Raw genomic sequence first — 22,365 nt, 5'->3', positions numbered from 1 at the left:
TCAGTAGGTCTCGACGATGGCGCTGTAGTCGCCGCGCACCTGGATCGTCATGTTGATGGGCGTGCTGTCGCGGTTCCGCCAGAACCAGCCATGATCGCCGTCGAAGGGCGCTTCGATGCTGCCCTCGCCGTCCGTCGCGCCGCTGCCGCGCTCGTAGTCGATGGACTCGCCGCCGCTATGGGCGTGGAGGTCGAAGTTGACCCGGCCGCCTTCGGCGGTCCACGTATATTCGGCCTCGTCTCCGGCCTTCATCGTCATCTTGATCTCGGCGGTGTCACCCGGCTCCAGCGTGAAGGTCACGGTGTCCCTCCAGGTGTCCTGTGCCTCCTGCGCATGGGCCGTGCCGATGAACAGGCCAAGCATGCTGTCCAGAACGCTGGAAGACTGGTCCTGACCGCGCTGCTCGTCCAGCAGGCGGTCGGCCTCAGCCTCCACGGCCAGCTGCATTTTGATCTCGCCCATTTCGGTCAGGCCGGTGACGTGGCCGATCCCGGTCGGGTCGATGCCGTATTCGGCGGGCAGATAAACGGTGGCCGCGATCACCGCCGCACCGATACCGGCCAGAATGCTGGCGCGGCGCAGTTGCGCCCTGGTGGGCAAGTCTTCGAGGTTGGGCTTGGGTGCATTGTGCATGGGACTATCCAATCTGTCTTCAGGTTGAAGCGATGTAGCCGGCGACCTGGTTGAAGGTCAGCCAGATGCCGAGGCCCATCATCACCACGTTGGCGATGGTGGCCTGGCGCAGAAAGTTCGGGCTGCGGCGCCAGTAGCCCATGACGATCAAAATCACGGCCAGGGCCAGCAACTGGCCGACCTCGACGCCGACGTTGAAGGCCAGCAGGTTGGCCAGCAGCCCGTCCTGCGGGATGTCATAGTCAAGGATCTTGGTGGCCAAGCCCGTGCCGTGGAACAGCCCGAAGATCAGCGTGGCGACCTTGGTATTCGGCTGGAGCCCGAACCATTTCTGGTAGGCGCCGAGGTTGTCCAGCGCCTTGTAGACCACGGACAGGCCGATGATCGCGTCGATGATGTAGGCGTTGATGCCCCAGCCATACCACACGCCGAGAAGCATCGTGACCGAATGGCCGATGGCGAACAGGCTGACATAGATGCCGACGTCCTTCATTCGGTAAAGGAAGAACACCACGCCCAGCAGGAACAGGATGTGGTCGTAGCCGGTCATCATGTGCTTGGCGCCGAGGTAGATGAAGGGGATGATCTGCACCCCCCAGATTTCCTGGATATAACCCGCGTCACCGGCGGTGACGTTATGGGCAAGGGCTTGGGCTGCGGTCAGCAGGACTGCCGCCAGCAGGATCAGGGCCAGCGCGACCGGCTGGCGTGGTGCCAGGGCGCGCAGGACCCTCGAAGTCGAGGGCATGGAAAGGTCTCCGGTATGGTCTGTCTGATCGAGTGAAGGCCGCGCGGTGGCGGCATCGATCAGGCCCGCGGAGGTCGCTCGATCAGATAAACCCGCTGCGGTCCGTCCCATGACGCACGCAGCCGGAATGTGTCGCGATAAGCCATCGGCGGGTGCGAACCGGCGCCGGGGACAAGCATGGCCTGACTGTGATCATGGTCGGCCACATCATGGCTGTGACCGTGAAGCACCCAGAACAGATCCTCTTCGAACCCGTGGGAGTGGCCATGATCGGCGATCATGTCGGTATGCTCTGCCACCACCTCGAAGACTGAAGGGGCATGGCTGGCACTCGGTGCGAGGGACCACACCACCAACGACAGGCAGAGGACCGCTGCAAGTGCGCTTTGCACAAAGGTCCGCACGTGCTTCACCCACCTGCCCTGCCCGCTCGTTCGCGGCACGCTGATCGCGCCGTCTTGTTTCATCCCCTCGGGGGGGATAGCCTGACTGTATGTCACACCCGCATGTTCACGCAAGCCACCCTGCCCTGGTTACCCGGCTGAAACGTGCCGACGGCCACTTGCGGGCGGTGATCGAGATGATCGAGGCCGGAAAACCCTGCCTTGATATCGCCCACCAGCTGCAAGCGGTCGAGAAGGCCGTCATCAATGCCAAGCGGGCTCTCATCCACGATCATATTGATCATTGTCTGGACGCAGATCATTCGGTCGATGATCGCGACGAGATGAAGGCCATTACCCGATACCTCTGAGGTTGCGCCATGCTGGACGTCCTTGCCGACCGCACCTACCGCCACCTCTTTGCGGCGCAGGTGGTGGCGCTTCTGGGCACCGGGCTTGCCACGGTGGCGCTTGGGCTTCTGGCCTTCGACCTGGCGGGTGACAATGCGGCCATGGTGCTGGGCACCGTCTTCACCATCAAAATGGTGGCCTATGTGGGCATTGCCCCCATCGCGGGCGCCTTTGCCAATCGGGTTCCACGCCGGGCCTTCCTCGTAGCACTGGATCTTGTGCGGGCCGCTGTCGCCCTCTGCCTGCCCTTCGTCACCGAGATCTGGCAGGTCTACGTCCTCATTTTCGTGCTGCAATCGGCCTCCGCCGCCTTTACGCCGACCTTTCAGGCAACCATTCCCGACGTGCTGCCGGACGAGGCCCGCTATACCCGAGCGCTCTCGCTGTCGCGACTGGCCTATGATGTGGAAAACATCGTCAGCCCGATGCTGGCCGGCCTGCTGTTGGCTGCCGTCAGCTACAACTCGCTCTTCTTTGGCACCATGATCGGGTTCGCTGCGTCTGCGGCACTGGTCCTCTCGGTCATGCTGCCCAGCCCAAAACCCTCCGAGCCGCGCGGCATCTATGACCGCACCACCCGCGGCATCCGCATCTACCTGGCCACGCCGCGTCTGCGCGGGTTGCTGGCGTTGAACATGGCTGCTGCGGCTGCGGGGGCCATGGTGCTGGTCAATTCGGTCGCGCTTGTGCGGGGCACGCTTGGGCTGGATGCCTCCGCCCTCGCCTGGACATTGCTTGCCTTCGGGGCCGGCTCGATGATTGCGGCCCTGCTTTTGCCACGGGTCCTGGACAGGATGTCAGATCGCCCGGTGATGGTGGGCGGGGCCATTCTGATGGTGCTGACGCTCTTGGGGCTGGCCGGGACGATTGCTGCCCTCGGGCTGACCTGGCCGATGCTGCTGGGTGCCTGGTTCTTTGTGGGGCTTGGATATTCCGCCGTCCTGACGCCGTCCGGGCGACTTCTTCGACGCTCGGCTCATGCCGAGGACCGTCCCGCACTTTTTGCCGCGCAGTTCGCGCTGAGCCACGCCTGCTGGCTGCTTGCCTATCCGCTGTCTGGGTGGCTGATGAGCCGGTTCGGACCTATTGCAGCACTCGGCGTTCTCGCAGCGCTGGCCGTGATGGGCCTCCTGGCTGCCCTTCGGCTCTGGCCGAGCGATGATGCGGAGACCTTGGAACACACCCACCACAACCTTCCGCTCGATCATCCGCATCTGCAGGGGACACGCCGCCACGTCCACCCCTTCGTCATTGACGAGCATCATCCCCGGTGGGCATCACAGCTGTAGAGATAGCCTCATGTCAGCATGACCAGAATGTCATGAACACTGCATAAGGCCGATTTCGGCATCATATGCCAGCCCTTTACAGATCGCCCCACTGTCGCTTACCACGCAGATAGTCACCGAAGCCTTGCGCCAATCCTGATGTCGAGATCCGCGACGGCAGTCAGTGAGCTGAAGAGCTAAACTGAACAGGGCCGGTTCACCCAGCACTATTCACATCGCTATACGTCGTTACTATTTGCATCCCCTGCCCCCTCTGGGGCGGGGAGGGCGCGGCTCCGGCCCTTAATTGCGCGGGCGAATGACCAAGAGGGGGACCTTGGCCACTACGCCAGTGCAAACTGTCCAGTCTGGCTGCAGATACGGATGCCGCACGGTCAAGATTTTGGCTCGGGTGAAAGACCTTTGACAACAATCTCGCCTAAGATCACTCGCCCTGTGGCCTCTCGTCAGATCAGGTTCTGCCTGACCGCCCTCGCGACGGCGTTGAGAGCGTTAGGGGCCCCAAGCTTCTTCTGCGCGCTGTCGAGCCGCTGCTTCAGAGTGGACAGGCTGACCTCCAGCTTCTCGGCGGCCTCCGCCTGACGCGCACCGTCGCGGATGGAAATCAGCGCCTCCAACTCGCTTTCCGTGAGCGAGACCTTCGACCTGACGAACATCTTGGCCCAGCTCTCGAGCTTGCTGTGCAGCACCAGCATCTCGCCATCGTCCAACTCGCGATCTGGCCGGGCAACCGACATGAAGGAGCGCTTGCTGTCGATTTTGGTCACAAAGGTTGCGCCGTATTTCAGCCCGTGCTTCTTGGCCTGCGTCATGATGCCTCGCGGATCAGGGAACTTCACGTCCGTCCAACGGACCGAGCCGGTGCGGGTAATGGTCCAGGCTGCGACCGGATCACCGAAGAAATAGTTCTCCTGCTCATAGAGCGCCGTCCAAGCGTCCGGGTAGCGGTTCAGGAAGAAGTCTGGCTGTCCGAAACGGAGGCCGAAGCCAATGACAAAACCGCTTTGGGCAATGCGCTCCAGGGCGCGCAATTCGTCTTCAGAGTTGGGGATGAATGCGTCGAGCATGAAAATTCGCTTTGTCAAGTGCCTACCCAAAAGTACTGCACTTTTAGCCAGCCTGCTGTCAATCGCTCCGAATGCCAATTAGGCCGATTCTTAGAGATCGGACGGAGACCATAGTCAGCCATGGCGACCATGCAGGATCAGGGAGATGCCAGGCAGCTGAACGTCCTCGCCTCGGCAGAGATTACTGCCGACATGGCGGAGGACCTGGCCCGCATGTGCGCGCACGCGCGCGACGGCGAGCGGGTCATCATCCAGATCTCCGATCGGGGTGTCTGGGGCGTCACGTCCCAAGGCGTCCGGATGTTCATTGGCGACAGCGAGGACGTTTCAGGCGATGCTGATTGAAAAGCAGAAGTTCAAGACCGTTTTCAAGGCCGAGGCACCCTCGGATTACGAGGTCAGGATCATCCAGTATCCTGAAGGCATCCCGCATTGGCACCTGGTCAGCAGCTATTTGAAGCTGCGCAAGGAGGTCTTCATCGACCGCCTGGAGTGGCCTCTGTTCCATGTCGACGACCTGGAATTCGAGCAATATGACAGCTTCGACACCACCTACGTCGTGGCGACCTGCGGAGATGAGGTTGTGGGCGGAGCGCGCCTGCGCCGCACCGATCAACGCAGCGGCGGTGGTCATATCCGCTACTCCTACATGATCCGGGATGCTTGCCTCGGCATCTTGCCTGGCCTGCCGAAGAACCTCTGCAACAAGGTTCCGCCGATGGACGAGAACATCTGGGAACTTACCCGGATGGTGGTCAACGGCCCGAAGGACATCACCCGCCTCATCCTGCAGGCGACCAATGAGTTCCTGGCCCAGAAAGGAGCAGCATCGGTCATGTTCCTGGGGTCCCCGGCCTTCCTGCGGATGGCAAAGACCTGGAAATGGCCAGCGCACCAGCTTGGGCCCGTGACCGGGAATGCCGATGGCCGTTTTCAGGTCATCGAATGCCCGGTTCGCCGGCCTCAATAAAGAGCAACTTTTTTCAGGGAGAATTTCCATGCTTGCCGCAAGACGAATGAGCGAGACCGCAAAGGCCGAGTTGACGAAAGACATGATTGAGGCACTGCTTGATCGCTTCGACAGCATCGCCACCTCGGATGGTACCGTGAAGGTAGAGTTCCGCGACAACGCGCTGTGGATGGCCGGATCGGACGGTCGCCAGGAGCTTCTGGGTATTGCCTCCCTGCCTGCTGCACTCAACTACATCAAATAAGGTGCCATGTGACCATGCATCTGAAACTCAAAGGGCAACATCTTGGGACGGCCGAGTTCACCCGCGATATGGTTGAGACACTGCGGGAATACTTCGACGTCTACGCCGATGAGGACGGAGTTATCGCCTTGGAGATCCGGGAAGGCGGGATCTTCCTGCCGCCGCTCGTGGGCAATCACCGCCAGTTCCTCGGGCTCGCGCGCCTGCCCAAGCACATCGTGAGGGCCTCGAATTGATGCCGGCCCCCGATCGACAACATTAATATTCTTATCTTCGGACACCCAGATGCCTGTCTATCCTGCCATCACCGCCGCCAGCAGCGGCACCCTCGAACCCTCGCAAGCCAGCGCCCTCGGCGTCCGCCATATCCTTGAACCGCTGAACGAGAACGGGCTGTACGCTGAGACCGTCAGGTGCATCACCGTGAAGGAAGATGATGCCTCAGGCAGCACCTGGACCGTCTTCTGTGCCGTTGCCGTTGACGCGACTGGCGCCGGCTCCCGACAGGTCGAGGCGTTCATCGCCCAGATTGTCGAGAGCAGTGATGCGCCGGGCAATTTCAATATCTCGGTTCTGCACGAGACGATGAACCCTGATCAGCACAAATGCCCGCCGAACATCCTTGAGGTGCTGTCTCCCACCTGCCATTTGAACGCCCTCACCTGGCGCCGGCGGGCGGCGACTTGGGCGATGAAACATTATGGCTACGAGCTGGCGGTGACGCGGCATCTGTCTGGCCGGAGATCGATCACCGTGAAGGTGACCCATGCCGCTTCATCGGCCGTTATTGCCTCTGCGGAAGGCTTGGACTGTGCCGCCTTCAGGTCCCGCTACGAGGCGCTGTCGAGCGCGCACATCATGTCCAGCATCCGCCCAACCCGTTCCTGATCTTGACCGGCGAGTTCATAGTGTCGCGTACGATTGGAGAGATCATGCGCGATATTTTTTTTGCCGTTTCCGCAGCTCTGCTTGCCAGTCAGGCGCATGCTGAGCAGCTGACGGTAGCGAGCTGGAACCTCGAACACTTTACCGAGGAGGACGGCATGGGCTGCAAGCCCCGCAGCCAAGCCCACTATGACGAGATCAGAAACATCATCAATGCGGTTGATGCCAATGTGTGGCTGTTTCAGGAGGTCGACACGGTTGGATCCCTGGCGCGCGTGATGGATACCAGCACCTGGCAGTTCCAAATGGAAAACCGGCCGGATCATCTGCAAGCTGGCAAATGCGCCAACGAAGGTGGCGAACGGACGATGCAGAGGACCGTGACCGCGGTCAAGCGGCGCATCCCGATCAGTGACACCCGCGATCTGAGTTTCGTGGACGTGACAGGAAACGGTGGGCTGCGCCATGGCGTCTCGGTCACGGCGATGCTCAATTCGCAGCCGGTTGAGATCGTGAACGTGCATTTGAAGGCGGGCTGTCAGGACGGCAGCGAGGGTGACGCCTGCACGACCCTCTTTCAGCAGATCCCTTACCTTGCCGCCTATGCGCGAGAGCAGGACAAGGGCGGCGTTCCGATCCTGATCGGCGGCGACTTCAACCGTCGTCTGTCAGAACCGGGCGATGCCGTCATGAACACGCTCAGCTTCAACGCCGCCCTCGGGCTCCGGGTCATCTCCCACAGCGGCGCTTCGAAATGCTCGCTCAGGGGCGAAGAAGCTATCGACTACCAGCTTGCGTCCAACGCGCTGGCGGATCTCACCCGGGATGTCGATGCCTACGAACACGCCTTCACCGGCCCTTTCGAGAACTGGCCTTCGGACCATTGCCCGAACGTCGTCAGGTACTCGTTCTGATCGCGCTTTGCCTCATGACCCGCATGAGGCGACCCCACGGGTTCTCAGATGAAAAACCCCCTGCCCCGGAAATATCCGCGGGCTTTTCAGCCTTGCCGAGTGCCATGATTTTTCTAGCCTCGACTGAAGCAGGCCGCAAAGCTTGGCTCTGCCAGAATGAGGGAAATGCAGGAGCGAGAGCCATGCCCGGTCATCTGATCATCATCCCGGTGGATGGAAGAATGCAGGTCCAGCAGATCGAGCGCCGTCCTGACCTGAAGATGCTTCAGAAGGCCGTGGGCGGGCATATCCAGCTCGTGCCGCTCTTTGATTGCTATGTCACCGCCAAGGGCATTCAGCCGTGCGTGGCCTACTGCAACGCCAATGAGCGCGGCGACCAGGCTGTGAACCTGCAGGCCACCGAGCGCTGGCGCGGCGCGTGGCCGGAGTTCGGGGGCAACAGGCTTTACGGCCCTGTCGTGATCCTTGCAGGGCAGTGGAAACCGGCCGACGTGATCTGAACCGGAAGGCTTACTCGCCCGTGGACCTCAGATCGTCGCGATAGGTCCAGGCAAGGCCGACAGCGGTTGCGAGAGTGACCAGAAACAGCAGGGTGAAACTGTTGATGCTCGCAAAAAGAAGCGTCAGGCCGGCAACCGTAAAGATCATCTGGCCGAGAGTTTGATTGGCCGATGCGGCTGTTCTCAGGAGGAAGCTTCTCAGTCGGGTTTTGATCATGGCGATTTCTCCTTCTCCCGACCATCTTTGCAAGTCGCCGTGCCAAAATCCAAGATAACGAATCTCATCTCTTGAGCGCTACTCAGCAGCAACCTGGGACGCCAGGAAGTGATCGGTCCAGATGCTCGCGGGATAAAGGCCCTGCTGCGCCAGATCACAGGTCATCTGGACAAACTGTCGCCGCCGATCTTCGCTCAGTTCGGCCAGCCTGCCTTCTGCCAACATGTCGACATCCAGAGCATAGCGGAACATGCCACGGATCGCATGTTCATTTGCGCTCTCCTCAGGAAACAGCTCGCCAATTGTCCTGATGATACCTTCAGGGGCGATCGTGCCTGCGTAAAGCTGGTCCAGCATGTTGAAGAGGCGATCCGCAACTGCCGTCATGCCGGCAGTCTCCTGGCTGCTCGACAGGCGACAGGCCGTCGCGGCGACATTCGCATAGACGCAGTGCCCATCGCATATCTTGGAAAAGACAAGCTCCGGTCGATGCTTGATCTCAACAAAAGACATTCAGACTTCTCCTGGGCAACCGATCACTTCTTCTGAAATGCCCGTGATCAGCTAATGGCGCAACCTGACCTTGTAGAGGTTTCAGGCATTTATTTTTATTCGTCTTGCGGTTGAATCATCATCCGGTTTTTTCTTCTTTTACGACTTCTGTATCTCGCCACTGGCTAGAAAAAAGGTCACTGATCTTGCCTGATGTGTTGTTTTTCTCATTGATTATCAGCATGTTAATTCTGTTGAACGCCCCGCCCCTTGTTCTAGGCTGAAAGCACTCTGAAACAAGCAGAACAAAGGAATACGCTATGGACGGCGGAGCGTTCTTTATCGACCAGCAGAAAAAGCAGCATGTAAGCCGGCTTAATTCTTGGGCAAATCAGGTACAGGAGGCGAGAACAGCATCCGCAGCCCTGCAGGTTGCACTCTCCCTCGAACCTTCCCCGCATCCGCTGATCCGCGGCATGTCTTCCCTCTATGGCAGCGAGCAGAGCCACGCGAAGCGCGTGATAGAAGTACGGATCATGCAGCACCTCATGAACCTCACTGCGCCGGCGGAGATTGCCGCATGCCTGCCCCTTGCCCGCCGGATCACCTGGTCGGCCCTGATCAGGGACTGGACAGCCCGGACCGTGCGCGCGCAGGCAAAGGCGGCCAGGACATGAGGGGACGGGGAATGCGCGACCTCTTCGACCCGCAACCCTGCGAGGGACTTTCTGCGGCGTTGGCAGCAGTCGATTGCGCTGATCCATGGGCTGCGATCTGGGCCCGGATGAGCCACGCGAACTGCGGTTTCGGCCGCAGCGGAAATGCTGCCAGTCAGATTGTCTTTGGCTTCGGTGTCGAAGGGCGAGGATCGTCAGCCGACGAGGCCGCGCGCCACTGGGTGGCGGGTGCCCGGGCGCGGTCCGCCACGAACAGCTAGGAGGGACCGCATGTCACGCAAAGATGCGATCCTATCGGCAGCCGACAGATGGGAGGAAGCTGACTAACGCTTCACCTTAGGCAGACCCAGCCAAGAGAGCCTGCTGAGCCGCGCTGGCGGCATCGTGGTGCAAAAGGGGTCGAGAGCGGGCATGCCCGCCCGCTCTTCAGGCCGGGCCGGACCTCCTCTGATGTCACCGCACAAAGCGGCGATCCGACCAGGTGTCTTTTTATGAGCGGCGAGCAAAAGGCGCTGACACTCACGGAGATAGTCGATCATCCTGCTGACTATCAGAATGTTTTTCCGAATATAAACAGAGGTTTATATCTTTCCTGATCTCGGCGGGCGCGGTAGCTTGACCTTGCTAAGCGCCACAGGGCGCAACACCGGGCACAGGAGCCGAGAATGACCCTTTCCAAGCATGGCGATTTCAACATCCCCGAGGCGGGCGACACCCTGCCCTCGATCGCCAACCGCAGCGACTACATCATGGCGCAGCGCAACGACGCGCTGGCGCTGGTCGAAGAGGCCGCAGGTGAGCTTGCCGCCGCCTATCAGCGGGTGATGAAGGCAGTTGCCAGCGTTCAGCTTGTCACCCGGTCGGAAGGCTACACCTACCGCTACTCGCACCGGGAGAACCCTCACTACAGCAACTTGTTCAACGACAGCTTTGACGCAAGCAAGGCGGTCGAGGCCTTCCGCAAGGCCGCAGACACCGACATCTGGCAAGCGCTCATCAAGGAAGCGGGCGTTGAACAGTGGATGGATCACCAGGCCCTCCAGGAGTTTCACAGCCAGCTTGCATCGGAAGTGCCGGAGGTCAGCCCGGAGAACCTGAAGGCGACATTCGAGACGCTGTTCAGCAACCGGCGCACGATGTTCTTGCGCGGGATGGCAAATGTCTTCTCCAACCTCGACAGGCGCTTCAAGTCGCACGACGCCTTCAAGGTGGGATCACGCATCATCATCGAAAGGATCACAGGCTACTCCGGCGGTTTCGACCGCCATTGCGGGGGCGCGACTCTCCTGAACGACGTCGACCGGTGCTTGCGCAAGGTTCTGGGCTTGCCGGATCGGCCTGGTTACCTGGTCCAGCAACTCGACAGCCTGCAAGGCAGAACCTACGGCCCGAAGCGAATTGAGTTCGAATGTGACTATGTAAAGGTGAAGGTTTACCTCAACGGCAACGCTCACGTTCACCTGAAGAAGGTCCCTGCCGAGCGCGTTAATCTGGCTCTGGCGGAATATTACGGCGAGGTCGTTCCTGATGCGGCGCCGGCCGATATGGATTGCGGTACCTTCCGCGAACGTCACGCAAATCTTCCATCGAAGGATCTTGCTTACTACCCCACACCTGACGACGCGGCGGATCGTCTGGTCGATCAGATCTACCTTTGGCGCGGCATGAAAATTCTCGAGCCCTCCGCCGGCACCGGCGCGCTCATTCGCGCCATCCGCAGGGAGATCGCGAAGCGGGGAGAGAACCGGTATGAGGAATACCGGCTGAGCGAAAGCGACGTGAGCGTTGACGCCATCGAGATCCACCCGAGCCGGGCCGCGCAGTTGCGTCACCATGAAGGAGACTTTTGCACTGTCACGGTCGACAACTTCCTGAGCCGCCCCGCTCTGCCGGTCTATGATGCGGTCGTGTGCAATCCGCCCTTCGCCGGAACACACTTCATGGCCCGTGTCACCCAGGCACTCGACCATCTGAAGCCGGGCGGCGTCCTTGTCGCGATCCTGCCCGTCACGGCCGAACTTGGCGAAAGCCCCAAACATGCCCGCTTTCACCGCTGGCTTGAGCGGGAATGCGCCAGCTTCAGCTGGCGCGACCTGCCTGCCGGATCGTTCGAGACGAGCGGCACGATGATCAACACGACAATCCTGAAGCTCAAGAAGCGCAGCTGAGCGGTCTCCCGAAAAATCGCCTGATTGGGCCCGCCGAAGCGCGGGTCCCCCCTCCCCTATGCACATGAGGATCAAGCCATGAAGGCAACCTTTATCATCCGCAATCTGACCGAGGACATCATGGGCGAGCTGGCAGACATGCATCCCGATGACCGGTTCGCAAAGCTGCACCGATGGGCCTTCGGCGATCTGCGCCATTGCGTGAGCGTCCAGTTCGGAAAAGCCAACGCTTTCCGCGACCGGGTGGAATTCAACACCGCCCGCAAGAACGGCGCCCCGTTCAAGTCGAGCAGCATGGAGCCGCGCCGCGGCTACAAGCTCGCCACCTTCGAAATCTGACGGCCCGCCCCTGGCAGCGAACGGAGGACGCCATGCGCTTCAAGCGACAAGCCCGACACGAGTTCACCGATACTGCGCGCAAAAGGGCGGCACTGCGCCGCAAGCAGCAACGCGAGCGGAACGCCCTGCCTCTCTTCGCTGAGCAGATCGCGGCCGAGCAGCCGGCCGAAAACGATGTGATGGAGGCTCGTGCACTTGCTTGGGCCGCGTCAGAGGTCCGGAGCCGCGCCTACAGAGCTAGCAAGTGGATCGAGGCACGACGGCGGCTGTCAGCCTTTTCAGCGAACGAGGCGGCCGTCCTGCGCCACGCCTGGAACTGTGCCCCATATCCCGCGGATCCGGTATTCCTTCTGGACTTTCTTCACGGTTATGCCGTCGGACGCTTCACCCTCGATGCCTTGCCTTTCGACTTAGTGGCGCGAAACCCGCACGGGCACCGGATCTCGGACTTTGATGGCGAGTAGAGCGAGGCCACGCCTCTCCTTATGCGCCGAAGGTTCAATTGGTCCCGCTTCGGCGAAGCTTCTTACTGGACACGGAGGCATGACTTGACGGCGGCGGCCGTCTGCGCAGTCCCCACCGCCAGGCCCTCGGGCTGAGTTGCACCAATCGGCGCAGCAGGGAGATTGACGTGCATGTCAGCGCACTTCGTAGACTATCTGCATTTACTGCCCTGCTGGCATGAACAGCCTAGGCGTCGAAAATCCGCACGTATCAGTAGAAGCCCCAGCCTGTTGACCGGGACTTCCATTTTTTCATGGGTCGATTATACTGGACACGTCTTACCAAGACAGCCCTGTTCGGGTTTGGCCCCGTGGTGTTCGTAGCACTGCGGGGTCGTCCAGTTCTCGACCAGGCTAGTTGCCCTTCACTAAAGCGAGGAAGGCAACGAGCAAATGTACCGCTGTCAACAGCAGCATCATCTGGTCTTCAGTCAACGCAGTTCCTTTCCGTTCTCGGGGTGTTGGTCGGGCGTGAGGGGCATGGCGCAGGGTCCTTTCTGGGGGTGCGGTACCCTTGTCCTAAGTCAACATCCGCCACCGGACAACCGGCATATGCACCCCTGAAACCCGCGCCCCGCAGCCTGTTTCCGTTGGGCACGGCCGTGACAGTCTGCACCCGCAAAGACGGGATATGTCCATGAACATCCGCTATCTGCACACGATGGCCGCGTGAAGGACCTGGACCGTACGATGGAATTCTCTTGCCTGCTGGGGCTGGAGGAGACGCGCCGCATCGACAACGAAAGGGCCGCTTCAGCCTGGTCTTCATGGCGCCGCCGGGCCAGCCCAATGCCTGATGAACTGCTTTGGAACTGGGACGGCGAAAGGCCAGCCGGAATGCCCGGTGGAACTGACCTGGAACTGGGGCGGCGACGAGGGCTTGCCTTCGGACAGCCGCCATTTCGGCCACCTGGCCTATCGCGTCGGCAACATCTACGAGATGTGCCAGACGCTGATGGACGCGAGCGTCACCATCAACCGCCCGCCGCGCGACGGGCACATGGTGCGCAGCCCCAAATGCTGCGACTTGCTTGTTTAGTCACAACCACTGCCATATTCGTCCCCATAGCTTTCATGAGGAGATGCCCTGTGGACCAAAAACAGTTTCCGCTCCAGCAGGGAAACCTCGACTTTATGTGCGGGACTTATGCAGCAATAAACGCGATGTATATTCGCGAAGAGATAGGCAGCCTAGACCAAGCAGCGATCCCCTTCCGCTTAGCTTTGATGTTCATGCAATCTACCAGAGACTGGGACCTTGCACAGGCGATATGCTTCGGGATCGGAGAAAAAGACTATCTCGAGCTTTTAGAGGCGCTAAGCTGGCGAGATTGTTCTTTCTTTCCAGACGCAGATTATAATGCCTCTGATGATCTTTTCGGAAAGCTGGAGCAATTACTCCAAGATGGAGCTGGACCCGTCATCGTTTCTCTTGTGGATCCGGGTGCGGAGGCATTTGATCCAGAAGAGGAGCGAGACGTCATACATTATACGGTGGTTAACGAAGTGATGCCGGAGTGCCTCGTCATCTTTGACAGTCAAGGAGATGAACCGATCGAAAGAACGGGCAGAGACCTCAAGTATCAGGGAACGGATGTTCGGCTTGGCTGCCTATACGTCATGGAAAGCAAGTAGCATCACGTTCGGATGCTTAGCCCGTAAGACTGCTTCTGCGATCCCCTGCCTTAACGCAATCGCATGACCTAGCGAGGGTCTGTAACGGACTCTTCGCGGCGACCTTCAAGCGCACGCTGACTGTCGAGTTCCTTCCTGCGATCTCTTGTATCGCGCTCGATCGAGCTATCGCCGCCTAAACGACTTAGGCCGCCGTGGAGCTTCTAATCACTCGGCAGTCACGGCGGTGAGCAGCAGCTTCCCCAAGTCGCCACAGTGTCGCATCTCGTTGAATGTCAGGAAGCAATATACTGTTTCCACTAGCTTTTCGCTCTTCCGGTTGCGACCGCCGTGTGTAGCCTCAGGTCATGGAAAGCGCCCACAGGGGCGCGCAAAGCAGAGGAGCTTGCCATGCACCATGATGCCCAGACCGTTGACGATCCCGCCCAGACCAGCGCTGTGGCCAGCGCGTCGCTGACCCGTCCCAGGTTGCATCTTTGGATCGTCATGCAGGACACGAAGGAAGGGATCAGCTTCGAGCGGTTCTTCTCCAGGGTGGCCCGTGACGCCTGGCTGCAAAAGTGGTGCGCTGATCGCTGGACAGCTGATAAGGGCAAGATGCCGGCCGACTGGCAGGACGCATACCAGGTCCTCAGTGAGAGCGGCGAAGACTTCCTTCACCTGTCGGAGCCTTTCGACCTGTCGGGCCATCCCGATCTGGCAATGCTGGCCTTCGATGCACGCACCCGTGCCATCATGCTCGCGGCACTCCGCTTGTGGCAGCGAATGAGCCCCGCCGGATACCTGCAGGAGACGATCATCGCTACTGATGCAGGCGCGTTCGACCCGCTCAGCCAGAGCGAGATCAATCGACTTTGCCGGATCGTAGGGGCATTCCAGTGAGCGCCCAGAAGCATCTCTTCGAGACGCCCCCCGAGGACATGGCGCGGCACGGCGCCGTCTGGTGGCGCGGGAATTGGCAATGCCGGAACTTCCACGGCTACTTCCAGAGCCGCGAAGGAGGCGCGGGCGTGTGGTGCTTCCAAATCTATGCCTTCGGCGACACCGACTGTTGCGTCTACGCCCTGAACGCCTTGGGCGAGATGGTCCAGAAGCGGGCTCCTCTCGACGACCAGAACAGGATCACAATTTGCGGCCGCAAGTATGGCCGGAGGCAGTGGGCACACTGATCGACGCGCGAGGGGCAAAGTATCCACATATCTTGTGGACAATTCGGTGGCTAAGGCAGGAACGGCAGGATGTTTCGCCTGATATTGCGCTGCCTAATTGTCGAGCACCAAGAAACGGCCATGAGAAGGGGGTGCGGGAAACCGCGCCCTCTCTTTGTTTCCGGCAGGTTGGGGCGGCTACGATGGAGGGCCAGCATCCGTCGCTCGACGCTGCACCGGCAGCGCTCCGAGCGCTGAGCGGGCTGGCGAAGAAACCTGCCATCTTGTGAAGAATCCTCGCGCTCCGGGGTCGAAGCTCGGAAATGTTCAGATCTCAATATCTTGATAAGTAACGGTTTTTAGCTTTTCCAGAGGCTGCGAAACCGCTAATTTCGAGACATGGGAAAGGCCATGAGGGCCACAAAAAGCACAGGAGCGCCCATGTTACTCGAACTGCCCGACAACCTGTCGGTCCTGCAAATCTCGCCCTATGCGGGCGACGTGCTGACAGGCAGCGATGCCCCGAACGCGGTCTGGTACATTCTGGGCCAGTCCAATGACGGAACTGAGTTGTGCCGCACGGCGGGGATCATCTGCCCGAACGAAGCGGGACAGACCCTTTTTCGGCTCACGCAGCGCGCGCGGATCAATGGTCTCTCATATCACGACGCCTTTGAGCGGACGAGTGCCAAGGAGGCGGAAGCATTCGGCAGTCGGCTGGCGGAACTGATGTGGGAGGCAATCGAACGGGACGGCAATGTTCCCGACGACCCCGAAGCCTATGCCAATTTGGCCGACCACCACCCGATTGACGCACTGCGCACCGGCTTTCTCGAAGCTGCTGGCATTATCTGACCCGATGGAGAGCAAGATGAAAGACTTCCAGGACCTCGATCTGACCGCCGCAGCCGTCAGCCACTTCGCCCTCGACATGCTCTATGTCTCGCCCCTCAACCCCCGTCAGGACGTGAACAGCGAAGGCATCGACATGCTGGCCCAGAGCATTGCCAGCGTTGGCCTGATCCAATCGCTTGCGGGGCATCTGGACAATGACGGGCGCGTCGGCATCGTCGGCGGCGGTCGGCGCTTGCGGGCGATCAAGCTGGCGCTGGAACGCGATCCCGAAGCCGGGACGCGCCACCCCGAACTGGTCGAAATCCCTGTGCGCGTCACCACCAGCAGAGACGTGGCAATCGCATGGGCCAGCGTGGAGAACGTGGCCCGGGAAGCCCTCGATCCTGCCGATGAAATCCGTGCCTTTGCGCAGCTGCGCGATACCGGCGCGACCGTGGGCGAGGTTGCCCGTACCTTTGGCGTCACCGAGCAGCACGTCTATCGCCGCATGGCGCTGGCCGATCTTCCTTCTGAGGTTCTGGACGCTCTCAAGGCGCGTCAGATTTCTCTCAACACCGCTGCGGTCTTCACCTTGGCAAAGGACAAGACCCTTGCCCTTGAGGTTCTGGATCATGTGCGCGGTCGTGATACCACTCCCCATTACCTGCGCTCGATGCTCCTGCCCGATGCGATCAAAGCCACCGACAGCCGCGTAAAGTTTGTCGGGCTGGACGCCTATGAGGCGGCAGGTGGCACCCTGACCCGCGACCTGTTCAGCGAGGACGTGGCGCTGCATGACGAGGACGTGCTGAACCACCTCTATACCGAAAAGGTGCAGGCCGAAGCGCAAGCGTATGCGCAAGGCTGGAAGTGGTTCGAGGTTCTGGAGAGTTCCTATGCAAGCTACCAACTGACCGAGAAGATGCAGCGGGTCTACAAGGTCGAGGGCGATCTGTCCGAAGAAGAAGCCGAACGCTACGACGAATTGGCTCAACTAGCAGAGAGCGAGGCGCTGGACGAGGCAGGGCAAGCCGAGTTTGACAGCCTCCAAGGGAAGCTGAACGGCGACTATTCCGACGCGCAGCGCCAGATTGCGGGTCTGTTCATCTTTGTCAGCAACGGCGTCCTGTCGGCCAGCGGGCCGTGGATCAGGAAGGAGGATCAGAAGGTAGCGGTTGAGACGGGTGTTCTGACGGGCCACGCGGCCAGCACCGTCACGCGTCAAGCGGACATGGCCGATGCGCCTGCCGCCCGCTACAGCAACTCTCTGCTGGCCGACCTTCACACCTTGCAGCTGCATGCGGTGCAAGGCGCACTGGCGCGCGATCTTGATCTTCAACTCGATCTGCTGGCCTTCCAGCTTTCGACCGAGGGCTATGGCAGCATCTTCGACATTGCTCCGACGCAAGCCAAGATCGTGCCGGAAAAGGCAGACGGTCTGACCCCAGATCCGATCCTTGAAGGCGCGGAAAAGTCGAGCCGCTGGCTGGCAGAAGCGGAACGGGTCGAAGCCTTCGAGGCATTCCGCGCCAAGGGCAAGAAACATCGTGATCAGGTGCTGGCTGTCGGCCTCGCGCGGCTCATGCCCCACCGCAGCAACGAGTTGTTCGGCAAGGTGGCCGATCTGTCCGGAGCCGATCTGCGGGCTGTCTGGACCCCCACCAAGACAGACTTTTTCGGGCGCATGAAGTCCGACCACCTGGACGAACTGCTGATGGAACTGACCGGCCTTGGGCGCGACGACAAGCGGGTGCAAACCTTCTGCAACCAGAAGAAGTCGGGGAAGGCCGAGGGGCTGGAAGATCTGTTCGCAGACGAAAAGGTGCAGGCGATCTGGGGGCTGGACGAGGAAGGCCGGAAGCGCATTGCCGCGTGGGTTCCCGACTGCCTCTGATCCCAGACCAGAGGGCGCCCGTCAGAGGGGCGGCGTCAGCGCCGCCCTTTTTGCATGTCTTCACCCGACACCCCACCCGCTTCGGCAACGACATTCTTGGCGCTCCGCCCCATCGGGCGGAACGTCACTGCGACAAGCCTCTGATCCGCTTGATGATCGGATAGCTATTCCCTTGTTTCAAATGGCTTTTCACATTGTTTTGCAACTTGGCCGTGGTAGTTTGAGCGCATGGGGAAAGGCGCGTCCAGCGCCAGAAGGCACAGGAGCCGCCCCGCTCCACCAACGTCTCGAAGCGGCCCTGCGGCTGCATCCGGCACAGCACCGGAAGGAAAAGGATATGGCGGGTAGCGTCAACAAGGTCATTCTGATTGGTAATTTGGGACAGGACCCCGAACTGCGAAGCTTCCAGAACGGGGGCAAGGTAGCCAACCTGCGCATTGCCACCTCGGACACATGGAAGGACCGCAATTCCGGCGAACGCCGCGAAAAGACCGAATGGCACACGGTTGCCATCCAGGCCGAGGGGCTGGTGAAAGTCTGCGAGGATTTCCTGAAAAAAGGCAGCAAGGTCTACATCGAGGGACAGCTCGAAACCCGCAAATGGCAGGACCAGTCCGGCCAGGATCGCTACAGCACCGAGATTGTGCTGCGCCCCTTCCGAGGCACCCTCCAGATGCTCGATCCCCGGAGTGACAGCAATGGTGGCAATGGCGGGCGCGGCCAGAGTAACGGCAGCGGCGACTATGGTGGCGGCAGGAGCAACGGCAACAGGAGTGATGCCGGAAGCGCAGGCGAGCATGGCGGGCGCGGCGGCAGCCAAGCTGGCGGCTATGGGGGCCGGTCGGATTATGACGACGAGATCCCCTTCGCGCCCTGCGTCCTGCTCTGACGGCGGAGCGCGAGAGCGATGGTCAAGTTCATGACGCGCCGCCAGATCGCCTGCTACCTGATCGGCGTGAGACTGCGGGAGGAGCTTCGGCGGAAGCGTCAGGGGATGCGCGATCCGGTTCCCCTGACGCGCGATCACCCGCTGTCGCCCTGCTGGCAGCAGAGCGACTCCCCCCCTTCGGCATAACCAGAAACGTCAGCGGGCCAGAAACAGGCCCGCCCATCACCCGAGCCACCAGGAGAGCGAAGCATGCACAACGAAGCGAAAGTCAACGTGGTCGAGGGCACGGGGCTTCTTCTTGGGGAGAGGCATCCCCGCGCGAACACAGCCTTCGTGGGCGACCTAATGATTGCGGAGGCAGATGTCTGGCAGGCACTCGACGGCGATCCTGACCTGTCCTTCGAGAACGCCCAAGAGAGCGATGGCTATTGCGTTGTCTTTCCACGCGCTGATCTTCCCGTTGCCGCCCGACACGCACGGGAGTGGTGGCAGACGCTCGATACCAGCCACCGGCTTAACCAATCTGAACCGAAAGGAGCGACCATGAACGTGACCAGCATTGTTGTCTGCGAGGACAACGTACCAACCGACGTTGCGGTGTTCGCCAGTGACCAGCTGGCCCACGCACATCTGCTGAAACACTACCGGCAGATCTAGAAGACAGCCGAGGCAACCGGCGATCTGCCCGAGACCTGGCAGGAGATCCGCGATGAACTGCAAGCCCAGGACCGGCTGGCTGACCGCGACGTTGCGCACATTCAGCAGCATGACTTCGACGCCTTCGCGTGAACGCTTCCAGAAGTTTCCCCCGGGCCGGTAAACCGCCGGTTGAACTTGCGCCTTTACCACGGCAAAGCTCCTGCACTTCTATTGGACGAGGACATTGCGCATTAAGATTTCAACTCTTGCTGCCGCTCTTGTGGCTTTGACAGCGGGCTGCACCGCAACTGATAGCCCCAGCACTGCCAGCACCAGTGCAGCTGCTAAGAACGGACACGATCTGACGAAAGTCTGCATGACCGCTGACGGTGTTCCTGTCTCGGAAGGCACCATTCGTGATGGCAAGACGTGCAGCAAGCCGGATCACATCATGGTCGTTCCAGCGCCCACTCTCGTGTGGCGCTGAGCCCTCAGCCATTGAACAACCCTGCGGTCTCGTCTGCCCGGACGCTACTGTGTGAAGTCTCTCCGGGCTTTGCCTTATCTCGGGATTGTTCAGCGAGATGTTGTCGTTGACCGGGCAGAGACACGGGCTAGGATTAGCTTATCGGGCCGGTAGGCGCGTGGCATTGAATACTCATGGGTGGCCTTACTGGTGAGTGGCCCAAACGAACCGCCAGAGCTTTGGCCGGCATCCAACCGGCGCGAATGCAGAACGACCAGTCAAAGCCTCTCCTGGAATCTCGGGGGAGGCTTTTTCTATTCTGACCTAATCCCAATGAGAGTATATTAGATCAATTCGTTGAAAAAGCTTGTCTTTGTGCTATTTCTTGACGTGCAGCGAGTGGCCGCTGCCAATGTCACAGGAGACAGCAATGCCCACGATCCAGGAGCGCAAGCGCGCCTTCCGATCCCGTGTCTTTCACGCCAGCCGACTGATTGTCGCGTCAGATGTCGCGGCGGCGAGATGCACCTACCTGTCCGGCGACGACCGCGACATGGTTCTGACAGCCATCATGCGCCGGGCCGCGAAAGACAGCGACCTTCGCCTGGCCATTTGCAGCGCCTTCGGCACTGACTGGCTGGATGTCAGCTGGCACGAGATCGCGGACAGCAACAACCACTTGTCAGACCGCGAACTGGCGCAAGCTGCCGCACAGGCAGCCGAGGAAGCCGAGTGGTACCTCCACCATGTCGCAATCCCGCAGATGGCCGCGCGGCTCGATCCCGAGTGTCAGGTTTACACGATCATTCGGACCGAGGGCGATTGGACCCATGTGGAAACCTTTGAAGCAAGTTGCCTTCGCAACGTGATCAGGGCTGTCAGGCTCTGGGACAGACGCACCATTCGTGGAGTTCCGTTCCTGTCGATCTTCGCGCGGGTCGAGGTCAAGGACCCCGACGGCAGCAGCTTCACCCTCTGAATGCCCCATTCCTTGCCGCCAGCGAGACCGGCGGCAAGGAATGGCCCGCAAGGACCTTCAAGATGACAACCGAGACGAACGACTTCTGCGTCTGCATGAAGGTGCAGCGAGACGATAACGGCAACCTGACCCAGCTCCTCTTCAGACACGCAGACGGGGCCTTCGGCACCTTCGAGGATGCCGAGTATGTCCTGGCGCCGGCCGAGGAGGTCGACAACAGCCAGCAGCTGGTCCGCGTCGACCAGTTGGTTGACACCCTTGCCGGGATGATCAGCTTCAGGGACAGGTTAGATGTCATTCCAGATTTCAGGACCCTCCCACATGACCGTCACGGCATGCCGAATGTCCTGAAGCTCAAGCTGGCCTGCGAAGCCTGCTCCCACGTGTGGCAGGTCCAGGCCTCGGTAATCGGGACCACACAGGAATGCCCGAGGTGCAAGAGCCATGGCTATGTAGACCTCGGGAAGATGGAGTGGGTCGGGCCCCGCTCCCCCATCCTGCAAGCCCTGTGGGGCCGCCTGCCCGGTCCCGAGCGCTTGAGCGTCCTGCTCCGTGACGATCTTGAACTCGTCAGCCTCGGGCGCACGATCCGGCTCCAGCATGCTCAGGGTTACAGCCTACACTATGAGGCCGGGGATGTTGGCGTCCGCCTGACCGTTGTGAGAGATGGGGGGGGACAACCCGTCGTGGTTCATGTCGACGAGGACCATACCACAGTTACAGTTACCGAAGGCATGCGGAGGGTCAGCAGATGACTGCGACCATCCTGCAGCCCGCACAGTTATCTACCACCCAACAGGAACAGAGGTTCATGAAGTTCAGAGAGACAGAGATCGACACGGGCATCCGCGCAGCATTGGCGATCGAGGCCGCGGGCGGATGGAAGGAGTTCGATCCGTCAAGCCATCTCGCGTCTGTGGGCGACGACCAGGTAGAGCAGGTCATGGTCGAGCTGCGCCGGTATCGCGGTCCGGCAGACATGCCTCCGGATCCCCGCCACCTGCGGCTGCTGATAGACGCCGCCGCCTACCTGAACAACGAAAAGAACCGCGCAGCTGGCTGGCTCATCAACGGCATCGACCCAACGATCGGCCGGCGGATGCTCAATGGCTCACGCGAGGTCTTCTGGTCAGGCTTCTTCACGGCCTACTGCTTCGGTCTCGGCCTCAGCACCTACGATCAGCCTGAGGACTATCTGCGGGATCAAGGATAGGTTCTCCGCGGAAGTCCAGGCACGGCGCCACATCCACTTGGCTGCAGATGGCCCTGAGATAAACCGGATGCCGGACCCCGGCCGCGCCGTCGCCGATCGCGCGGCCCACATGCTCAATCCGCCAATCCCCCTCTTCGTCGCAGATGATGGACCCTTCCCGGGCGGACAGTTCGCCCGGATCCATCCACACGCGTTTCACCGGCAGATCGCCGGTGGCGCCAGCGCTAA

29 protein-coding genes and 1 pseudogene are annotated in these 22,365 nt (G+C 60.6%); 24 read left to right on the top strand and 6 right to left on the bottom strand.

The features are described 5' to 3' along the window. From ACNR9W_RS18300 to ACNR9W_RS18290, 3 genes are read right to left on the bottom strand one after another with little or no spacing between them, the layout of a single operon-like run. Entirely contained in the window at positions 1–633 is a 633-nt protein-coding gene (locus tag ACNR9W_RS18300; protein WP_419271733.1) for a transmembrane anchor protein, read from the bottom strand. 19 nt (positions 634–652) lie between these two features. Further along, positions 653–1,381: a HupE/UreJ family protein gene (locus ACNR9W_RS18295; RefSeq protein WP_458478844.1), complete on the bottom strand. Its 729-nt coding sequence runs from the start codon at positions 1,379–1,381 to the stop codon at positions 653–655. Positions 1,382–1,440: 59 nt separating this feature from the next. Then, complete coding sequence (locus ACNR9W_RS18290) at positions 1,441–1,848, bottom strand: hypothetical protein (protein ID WP_458478843.1); 408 nt, start codon at positions 1,846–1,848, stop codon at positions 1,441–1,443. A gap of 26 nt (positions 1,849–1,874) precedes the next feature. On the opposite strand from ACNR9W_RS18290, the gene ACNR9W_RS18285 reads away from it, so the two are divergent. Together ACNR9W_RS18285 and ACNR9W_RS18280 are read left to right on the top strand one after the other, a co-directional pair. Next, a complete protein-coding gene (locus ACNR9W_RS18285) occupies positions 1,875–2,135 on the top strand; it encodes a metal-sensing transcriptional repressor (protein ID WP_419271714.1) in 261 nt (86 codons plus the stop codon). A gap of 9 nt (positions 2,136–2,144) precedes the next feature. Beyond that, positions 2,145–3,464 carry an MFS transporter gene (locus ACNR9W_RS18280; protein ID WP_458478842.1) on the top strand — a complete coding sequence of 440 codons (1,320 nt, stop codon included), beginning with the start codon at positions 2,145–2,147 and terminating at the stop codon, positions 3,462–3,464. Positions 3,465–3,910: 446 nt separating this feature from the next. Here the strand turns inward: ACNR9W_RS18280 and ACNR9W_RS18275 are convergent, their stop codons facing one another. Further along, positions 3,911–4,531: a helix-turn-helix transcriptional regulator gene (locus ACNR9W_RS18275; RefSeq protein ID WP_419270952.1), complete on the bottom strand. Its 621-nt coding sequence runs from the start codon at positions 4,529–4,531 to the stop codon at positions 3,911–3,913. A gap of 120 nt (positions 4,532–4,651) precedes the next feature. Here ACNR9W_RS18275 and ACNR9W_RS18270 point away from each other — a divergent pair, with 120 nt between their 5' ends. The 7 genes from ACNR9W_RS18270 to ACNR9W_RS18240 all read left to right on the top strand — a co-directional run bounded on the left by ACNR9W_RS18270 (position 4,652) and on the right by ACNR9W_RS18240 (position 8,044). Further along, positions 4,652–4,876 carry a hypothetical protein gene (locus ACNR9W_RS18270; RefSeq protein WP_419270950.1) on the top strand — a complete coding sequence of 75 codons (225 nt, stop codon included), beginning with the start codon at positions 4,652–4,654 and terminating at the stop codon, positions 4,874–4,876. Then, on the top strand, positions 4,866–5,501 hold the full coding sequence (locus ACNR9W_RS18265; protein WP_419270948.1) for an acyl-homoserine-lactone synthase: 636 nt from the start codon (positions 4,866–4,868) through the stop codon (positions 5,499–5,501). Before ACNR9W_RS18270 ends, ACNR9W_RS18265 begins: the two co-directional genes overlap by 11 nt. A gap of 46 nt (positions 5,502–5,547) precedes the next feature. Continuing rightward, the gene (locus ACNR9W_RS18260; RefSeq protein ID WP_419270946.1) at positions 5,548–5,745 is read left to right on the top strand and encodes a hypothetical protein; all 198 of its coding nucleotides are present in this window, start codon (positions 5,548–5,550) and stop codon (positions 5,743–5,745) included. Positions 5,746–5,759: 14 nt separating this feature from the next. After that, on the top strand, positions 5,760–5,981 hold the full coding sequence (locus ACNR9W_RS18255; RefSeq protein WP_419270945.1) for a hypothetical protein: 222 nt from the start codon (positions 5,760–5,762) through the stop codon (positions 5,979–5,981). A gap of 49 nt (positions 5,982–6,030) precedes the next feature. After that, a complete protein-coding gene (locus tag ACNR9W_RS18250) occupies positions 6,031–6,633 on the top strand; it encodes a hypothetical protein (protein WP_419270943.1) in 603 nt (200 codons plus the stop codon). Positions 6,634–6,677: 44 nt separating this feature from the next. Continuing rightward, entirely contained in the window at positions 6,678–7,544 is an 867-nt protein-coding gene (locus ACNR9W_RS18245; RefSeq protein WP_458478840.1) for an endonuclease/exonuclease/phosphatase family protein, read from the top strand. A gap of 182 nt (positions 7,545–7,726) precedes the next feature. Further along, a complete protein-coding gene (locus ACNR9W_RS18240; RefSeq protein WP_419270940.1) occupies positions 7,727–8,044 on the top strand; it encodes a hypothetical protein in 318 nt (105 codons plus the stop codon). Positions 8,045–8,054: 10 nt separating this feature from the next. Here ACNR9W_RS18240 and ACNR9W_RS18235 read toward each other — a convergent pair whose 3' ends face one another. Both ACNR9W_RS18235 and ACNR9W_RS18230 read right to left on the bottom strand, forming a co-directional pair. Further along, the gene (locus ACNR9W_RS18235; RefSeq protein ID WP_419270938.1) at positions 8,055–8,261 is read right to left on the bottom strand and encodes a hypothetical protein; all 207 of its coding nucleotides are present in this window, start codon (positions 8,259–8,261) and stop codon (positions 8,055–8,057) included. 78 nt (positions 8,262–8,339) lie between these two features. Continuing rightward, positions 8,340–8,774, bottom strand: coding sequence for a hypothetical protein (locus ACNR9W_RS18230; RefSeq protein ID WP_419270937.1), 435 nt, complete (start codon positions 8,772–8,774; stop codon positions 8,340–8,342). 299 nt (positions 8,775–9,073) lie between these two features. Here ACNR9W_RS18230 and ACNR9W_RS18225 point away from each other — a divergent pair, with 299 nt between their 5' ends. The 15 genes and pseudogenes from ACNR9W_RS18225 (at position 9,074) to ACNR9W_RS18155 (ending at position 22,137) form a co-directional block, all read left to right on the top strand. Continuing rightward, entirely contained in the window at positions 9,074–9,430 is a 357-nt protein-coding gene (locus ACNR9W_RS18225; RefSeq protein ID WP_419270936.1) for a hypothetical protein, read from the top strand. A gap of 665 nt (positions 9,431–10,095) precedes the next feature. Next, the gene (locus ACNR9W_RS18220) at positions 10,096–11,598 is read left to right on the top strand and encodes a DUF4942 domain-containing protein (RefSeq protein ID WP_419270934.1); all 1,503 of its coding nucleotides are present in this window, start codon (positions 10,096–10,098) and stop codon (positions 11,596–11,598) included. A 78-nt stretch (positions 11,599–11,676) separates the two neighbouring features. After that, positions 11,677–11,937 (top strand): hypothetical protein, encoded by a 261-nt coding sequence (locus ACNR9W_RS18215; protein ID WP_419270932.1) that lies wholly within the window; start codon positions 11,677–11,679, stop codon positions 11,935–11,937. Between the two features lie 32 nt (positions 11,938–11,969). After that, the gene (locus tag ACNR9W_RS18210; RefSeq protein WP_419270930.1) at positions 11,970–12,401 is read left to right on the top strand and encodes a hypothetical protein; all 432 of its coding nucleotides are present in this window, start codon (positions 11,970–11,972) and stop codon (positions 12,399–12,401) included. Between the two features lie 676 nt (positions 12,402–13,077). After that, a pseudogene (locus ACNR9W_RS18205) lies at positions 13,078–13,455 on the top strand (VOC family protein); the annotation flags it as partial. A 74-nt stretch (positions 13,456–13,529) separates the two neighbouring features. Beyond that, positions 13,530–14,075 carry a hypothetical protein gene (locus ACNR9W_RS18200; RefSeq protein WP_419270929.1) on the top strand — a complete coding sequence of 182 codons (546 nt, stop codon included), beginning with the start codon at positions 13,530–13,532 and terminating at the stop codon, positions 14,073–14,075. Positions 14,076–14,465: 390 nt separating this feature from the next. After that, positions 14,466–14,957 carry a hypothetical protein gene (locus ACNR9W_RS18195; RefSeq protein WP_419270927.1) on the top strand — a complete coding sequence of 164 codons (492 nt, stop codon included), beginning with the start codon at positions 14,466–14,468 and terminating at the stop codon, positions 14,955–14,957. Further along, positions 14,954–15,244: a hypothetical protein gene (locus ACNR9W_RS18190; RefSeq protein ID WP_419270925.1), complete on the top strand. Its 291-nt coding sequence runs from the start codon at positions 14,954–14,956 to the stop codon at positions 15,242–15,244. Before ACNR9W_RS18195 ends, ACNR9W_RS18190 begins: the two co-directional genes overlap by 4 nt. Before the next feature lie 420 nt (positions 15,245–15,664). Then, positions 15,665–16,078, top strand: a complete 414-nt coding sequence (locus tag ACNR9W_RS18185; protein WP_419270923.1) for a hypothetical protein — start codon at positions 15,665–15,667, stop codon at positions 16,076–16,078. A gap of 4 nt (positions 16,079–16,082) precedes the next feature. Continuing rightward, positions 16,083–17,951 (top strand): ParB/RepB/Spo0J family partition protein, encoded by a 1,869-nt coding sequence (locus ACNR9W_RS18180; protein WP_419270922.1) that lies wholly within the window; start codon positions 16,083–16,085, stop codon positions 17,949–17,951. 337 nt (positions 17,952–18,288) lie between these two features. Then, positions 18,289–18,840 (top strand): single-stranded DNA-binding protein, encoded by a 552-nt coding sequence (ssb, locus tag ACNR9W_RS18175; protein WP_419270955.1) that lies wholly within the window; start codon positions 18,289–18,291, stop codon positions 18,838–18,840. 249 nt (positions 18,841–19,089) lie between these two features. Further along, the gene (locus tag ACNR9W_RS18170) at positions 19,090–19,497 is read left to right on the top strand and encodes a hypothetical protein (RefSeq protein ID WP_419270920.1); all 408 of its coding nucleotides are present in this window, start codon (positions 19,090–19,092) and stop codon (positions 19,495–19,497) included. A gap of 878 nt (positions 19,498–20,375) precedes the next feature. Next, the gene (locus ACNR9W_RS18165; protein ID WP_419270919.1) at positions 20,376–20,924 is read left to right on the top strand and encodes a hypothetical protein; all 549 of its coding nucleotides are present in this window, start codon (positions 20,376–20,378) and stop codon (positions 20,922–20,924) included. A 62-nt stretch (positions 20,925–20,986) separates the two neighbouring features. Further along, positions 20,987–21,679, top strand: a complete 693-nt coding sequence (locus tag ACNR9W_RS18160) for a hypothetical protein (RefSeq protein ID WP_419270917.1) — start codon at positions 20,987–20,989, stop codon at positions 21,677–21,679. Further along, positions 21,676–22,137, top strand: a complete 462-nt coding sequence (locus ACNR9W_RS18155) for a hypothetical protein (RefSeq protein ID WP_419270915.1) — start codon at positions 21,676–21,678, stop codon at positions 22,135–22,137. Before ACNR9W_RS18160 ends, ACNR9W_RS18155 begins: the two co-directional genes overlap by 4 nt. Positions 22,138–22,365: the final 228 nt, after the last annotated feature.

It is taken from the genome of Paracoccus sp. T5 (assembly GCF_048538155.2).
In the GTDB taxonomy this organism is placed as follows: Bacteria; Pseudomonadota; Alphaproteobacteria; order Rhodobacterales; family Rhodobacteraceae; genus Paracoccus.
Note: the sequence above shows the minus strand (reverse complement) of the source record. Positions and strands in the feature narration are given on the sequence as shown.